We start from the raw sequence: 5,882 nt of genomic DNA on the forward strand, positions 1-5,882 counted from the left end.
TTGGTTGCGGGAGCAGGATTTGAACCTGCGACCTTCAGGTTATGAGCCTGACGAGCTACCGGGCTGCTCCATCCCGCGTTGTTTTTTTGTTTGTCCTTGGCGCGCTGCGCGTTTGGTCAAAGTGGGTTTGGTCCCTTTTGGGGATACCCTTATGTTTCGGTTTGACCGGAAGACTGCGCTGATATGGGATAAGAGATCCGGAGCGCAGCGGAGGCAAGGCCGAGTGGCCGCCGGCCGGTCAGGCTGCCCGCGCGGAGCGCAGCCCTTCAGGGCGGTGCGCGCGTGAGCGGCAAACAAGTTGAAGAGGTTTCAAATTGCGATTTGCAGGCCTGGCGGCGACCTACTCTCCCACACCTTAAGATGCAGTACCATTGGCGCTGGGGAGTTTCACGGCCGAGTTCGGGATGGGATCGGGTGGGGGCTCCCCGCTAGGGCCACCAGGCCGGCGAAGCGCAATTTGCGTGAACTGGTCTATATATTTTTTTGATGTTTTGGTCGGCCTCGCCTGGGACGGAAGTTCCAGAGCGTTGGCCGTATGGATCATTTCAAACGCGCTCAAGCAGCCCGAAGGGCGGTAGCGCACTTAAAATGATCTTTTTGATGCGCCAGGGGCGCATCCAAAAGATGAACATTGACTAATGAGAGGATCAAGCCGAACGAGCTATTAGTAAAGCTAAGCTTCATGCGTTGCCGCACTTCCACACGCTTCCTATCGACGTGGTGGTCTTCCACGGCTCTTCAGGGAGAACTGGTTTTGAGGTGGGTTTCCCGCTTAGATGCTTTCAGCGGTTATCCCTTCCGTACATAGCTACCCTGCAATGCGGCTGGCGCCACAACAGGTCCACCAGAGGTACGTCCATCCCGGTCCTCTCGTACTAGGGACAGATCCTCTCAATTCTCCTACACCCACGGCAGATAGGGACCGAACTGTCTCGCGACGTTCTGAACCCAACTCACGTACCACTTTAATTGGCGAACAGCCAAACCCTTGGGACCTGCTCCAGCCCCAGGATGTGATGAGTCGACATCGAGGTGCCAAACAATGCCGTCGATATGGACTCTTGGGCATCATCAGCCTGTTATCCCCGGCGTACCTTTTATCCGTTGAGCGATGGCCCTTCCACGAGGGACCACCGGATCACTATGGCCGTCTTTCGACTCTGCTCGACTTGTCAGTCTCGCAGTCAGGCAGGCTTATGCCATTGCACTCAACGAGCGATTTCCGACCGCTCTGAGCCCACCTTCGCGCGCCTCCGTTACCATTTGGGAGGCGACCGCCCCAGTCAAACTACCCGCCACACACGGTCCCGGATATTGTTGTACCGCGGTTAGATATCCATGACGACAAGGGTGGTATTTCAAGGGTGACTCCACAAGAGCTGGCGCTCCTGCTTCAACGTCTACCACCTATCCTACACATGTCGTGACGAATACCAGTGTGAAGCTGTAGTAAAGGTGCACGGGGTCTTTCCGTCTGACCGCAGGAACCCCGCATCTTCACGGGGAATTCAATTTCACTGAGTCTATGCTGGAGACAGCGGGGAAGTCGTTACGCCATTCGTGCAGGTCGGAACTTACCCGACAAGGAATTTCGCTACCTTAGGACCGTTATAGTTACGGCCGCCGTTTACTGGGGCTTCAATTCGGTGCTTGCACACCTCCTCTTAACCTTCCAGCACCGGGCAGGCGTCAGACCCTATACGTCGCCTTACGGCTTCGCAGAGCCCTGTGTTTTTGATAAACAGTCGCCACCCCCTGGTCTGTGCCACCCCACAACGGTTGCCCGTCGTGAGGTCTCCCTTCTCGCGAACTTACGGGAGCATTTTGCCGAGTTCCTTCAGCATAGTTCTCTCAAGCGCCTTGGTATTCTCTACCAGTCCACCTGTGTCGGTTTCGGGTACGGTTTATACGGTGGAGCTATTTCCTGGAACACCTTCGCTGCACCCCCAATCCAATAAGGAGATACAACACACGGCATCCGTCACTACCACCAAGCTGCAGAATATTAACTGCATTCCCATCGACTACGCCTTTCGGCCTCGCCTTAGGGGCCGGCTAACCCTGCGCCGATTAGCGTTGCGCAGGAACCCTTGGACTTTCGGCGAGCGGGTCTCTCACCCGCTTTATCGTTACTCATGTCAGCATTCGCACTTCTGATATCTCCAGGAGCCCTCACGGGTCCCCCTTCGCAGACTTACAGAACGCTCCGCTACCGCGCATCATAAGATGCACCCGCAGTTTCGGTGTATGGCTTGAGCCCCGGTACATTTTCGGCGCGGAACCCCTTATTTAGACCAGTGAGCTGTTACGCTTTCTTTAAATGATGGCTGCTTCTAAGCCAACATCCTGGTTGTTTTGGGAGTTCTACATCCTTTCCCACTTAGCCATAACTTAGGGACCTTAACTGGCGGTCAGGGTTGTTTCCCTCTCCACAATGGACGTTAGCACCCACTGTGTGTCTGCCGGATAGTACTTCTCGGTATTCGGAGTTTGGTTAGGATCAGTAAGGCGGTAAGCCCCCATAGCCCATCCAGTGCTCTACCCCCGAGAGTATTCATCCGACGCTCTACCTAAATAGATTTCGCGGAGAACCAGCTATTTCCGAGTTTGATTGGCCTTTCACCCCTAGCCACAGCTCATCCCCGACTTTTTCAACAGGCGTGGGTTCGGTCCTCCAGTGCGTGTTACCGCACCTTCAACCTGGCCATGGCTAGATCACTCGGTTTCGGGTCTAATCCAACGAACTAGGGCGCCCTATTCAGACTCGCTTTCGCTACGCCTACACCTACCGGCTTAAGCTTGCTCGTTAAATTAAGTCGCTGACCCATTATACAAAAGGTACGCTGTCAGGCTTGCGCCCTCCAACTGTTTGTAGGCATCCGGTTTCAGGAACTGTTTCACTCCCCTCGTCGGGGTACTTTTCACCTTTCCCTCACGGTACTTGTTCGCTATCGGTCGACAAGGAGTACTTAGGCTTGGAGGGTGGTCCCCCCACGTTCAGACAGGATTTCACGTGTCCCGCCCTACTCGAGGACTTGCATAATTTCTACCCGTACGGGGCTATCACCCACTAATGCCCGACTTTCCAGACGGTTCCGGTTCTTAAATGCAAGCCACTGGCCTGGTCCGCGTTCGCTCGCCACTACTAGCGGAGTCTCGGTTGATGTCCTTTCCTCCGGGTACTTAGATGTTTCAGTTCCCCGGGTTTGCTCCCTTGCGGGTACTCCATACGGAGTGGGTTTCCCCATTCGGAAATCCACGGATCAAAGCTTATTCGCAGCTCCCCATGGCTTATCGCAGCGTATCACGTCCTTCATCGCCTCTTGTCGCCAAGGCATCCACCGAATGCCCTTAAGACACTTGATCACTCTCATTATCAATGCTCATCTCATGCTTGCAAATCCACCAGACCCAGCCATGAGTACCTTTAACACTCAAGACCAACCTGGCTTCAAAACAAACTGATCATCAATAATATAAGACCAGTTTCACGAGATCTTTCTGACAGCCATGCGGTCACGCTGGCCCTCTACTTGATCGTAGAACCCCAAGGTCTCCCCCGGAGGTCAAAAAAATCTTCTCTTCAACGATGTCAAGAACAGGCGGTGATCCGTAAATCACCGCAAAACGGCACTCTCTCAAAAGACAAGTTCAAACCGCTCAACCCCAAAGGGGAACGGCTATCCAACGCGCTCATGTAGCCCGAAGGGCGATAGCGCAACAATAAATGGTGGAGCCAGACGGGATCGAACCGACGACCTCATGCTTGCAAAGCACGCGCTCTCCCAACTGAGCTATGGCCCCATGTTGTTTCGTACGCGATAACGCTGCCACAGCATCTTGGCGGGCTTCCCCGTGACGGCCGCAGCGGCAAAGCCGCGAGGACGCACAAACCAAACATGCCGAGGGCCACCAAATCGAAGATTTGGTGGGCCGAGGAGGACTTGAACCTCCGACCTCACGCTTATCAGGCGTGCGCTCTAACCACCTGAGCTACCGGCCCATTTCTGAACACGGCGTCACAAGGACCCCGCTCAAGTGGCGTCACCACTTAACTTGTCTTTTGAAGAAAGAGAAACGAAGACGGCATCAGCCCGCTCGTTTTAAGCGACCTCGTCCTGATCTAGACGGGTCTATGTTCTGAAGAGACCGGATTGAATGAACGAGTTCATCCTAAAATGGTCATCCTTAGAAAGGAGGTGATCCAGCCCCAGGTTCCCCTAGGGCTACCTTGTTACGACTTCACCCCAGTCGCTGAGCCTACCGTGGTCAGCTGCCCCCTTGCGGTTAGCGCACTGCCTTCGGGTAAACCCAACTCCCATGGTGTGACGGGCGGTGTGTACAAGGCCCGGGAACGTATTCACCGCGTCATGCTGTTACGCGATTACTAGCGATTCCAACTTCATGCTCTCGAGTTGCAGAGAACAATCCGAACTGAGACGGCTTTTGGAGATTAGCTCCCTCTCGCGAGTTCGCTGCCCACTGTCACCGCCATTGTAGCACGTGTGTAGCCCAGCCCGTAAGGGCCATGAGGACTTGACGTCATCCCCACCTTCCTCTCGGCTTATCACCGGCAGTCCCCCTAGAGTGCCCAACTGAATGCTGGCAACTAAGGGCGAGGGTTGCGCTCGTTGCGGGACTTAACCCAACATCTCACGACACGAGCTGACGACAGCCATGCAGCACCTGTCCTGGCGTCCCCGAAGGGAACCTTCCATCTCTGGAAGTAGCACCAAATGTCAAGGGCTGGTAAGGTTCTGCGCGTTGCTTCGAATTAAACCACATGCTCCACCGCTTGTGCGGGCCCCCGTCAATTCCTTTGAGTTTTAATCTTGCGACCGTACTCCCCAGGCGGGAAGCTTAATGCGTTAGCTGCGCCACCAAATAGCATGCTACCTGACGGCTAGCTTCCATCGTTTACGGCGTGGACTACCAGGGTATCTAATCCTGTTTGCTCCCCACGCTTTCGCACCTCAGCGTCAGTACCGAGCCAGTGAGCCGCCTTCGCCACTGGTGTTCTTCCGAATATCTACGAATTTCACCTCTACACTCGGAGTTCCACTCACCTCTCTCGGACTCAAGACTTCCAGTATCAAAGGCAGTTCCGGGGTTGAGCCCCGGGATTTCACCCCTGACTTAAAAGTCCGCCTACGTGCGCTTTACGCCCAGTGATTCCGAACAACGCTAGCCCCCTTCGTATTACCGCGGCTGCTGGCACGAAGTTAGCCGGGGCTTCTTCTGCGAGTAACGTCATTATCCTCCTCGCTGAAAGAGCTTTACAACCCTAGGGCCTTCATCACTCACGCGGCATGGCTGGATCAGGCTTGCGCCCATTGTCCAATATTCCCCACTGCTGCCTCCCGTAGGAGTCTGGGCCGTGTCTCAGTCCCAGTGTGGCTGATCATCCTCTCAGACCAGCTATGGATCGTCGCCTTGGTAGGCCTTTACCCCACCAACTAGCTAATCCAACGCGGGCCCATCCTTAGGCGATAAATCTTTCCCCCATAGGGCACATACGGTATTAGCAGTCGTTTCCAACTGTTGTTCCGTACCTAAAGGTAGGTTCCCACGCGTTACTCACCCGTCTGCCACTAACTCCGAAGAGTTCGTTCGACTTGCATGTGTTAAGCCTGCCGCCAGCGTTCGTTCTGAGCCAGGATCAAACTCTCAGGTTTAACTAAAAAGTTCAATCACAGGCATCTCTATCAATCGCTATAAAGCACTCAATACAAACCTCCGCATCGCTGCGAAGACCTGCAGAATTAACAAGAGCTCAATCAAATCCAACAGACCGAAATCCATCAGACCCAATCGGCTTCCTTGTTTGAAAGATCAGCGTACCTGCGTAACTCCTTAAAACCATCAGACATCCGAAAACATCC

At 54.4% G+C, this 5,882-nt stretch carries 3 tRNA genes and 3 rRNA genes; all 6 read right to left on the reverse strand.

Annotated elements, in window-relative coordinates:
- Position 1 precedes the first annotated feature (1 nt).
- A tRNA-Met gene (locus HCG46_RS28315) sits at positions 2 to 78 on the reverse strand.
- Positions 79 to 327: 249 nt separating this feature from the next.
- Positions 328 to 442 (reverse strand): 5S ribosomal RNA (gene rrf, locus HCG46_RS28320).
- A 201-nt stretch (positions 443 to 643) separates the two neighbouring features.
- Positions 644 to 3,366: ribosomal RNA gene (locus HCG46_RS28325) — 23S ribosomal RNA — on the reverse strand.
- 362 nt (positions 3,367 to 3,728) lie between these two features.
- Positions 3,729 to 3,804 (reverse strand) — tRNA-Ala (locus HCG46_RS28330).
- 122 nt (positions 3,805 to 3,926) lie between these two features.
- Positions 3,927 to 4,003 (reverse strand) — tRNA-Ile (locus tag HCG46_RS28335).
- Between the two features lie 189 nt (positions 4,004 to 4,192).
- Positions 4,193 to 5,675: ribosomal RNA gene (locus HCG46_RS28340) — 16S ribosomal RNA — on the reverse strand.
- The 16S, 23S and 5S rRNA genes sit together here with 3 tRNA genes alongside, the layout of an rRNA operon.
- Between the last annotated feature and the right edge of the window lie 207 nt (positions 5,676 to 5,882).

This window comes from Labrenzia sp. PO1, assembly GCF_012273635.1.
GTDB classification, from domain to species: Bacteria; Pseudomonadota; Alphaproteobacteria; order Rhizobiales; family Stappiaceae; genus Roseibium; species Roseibium algicola.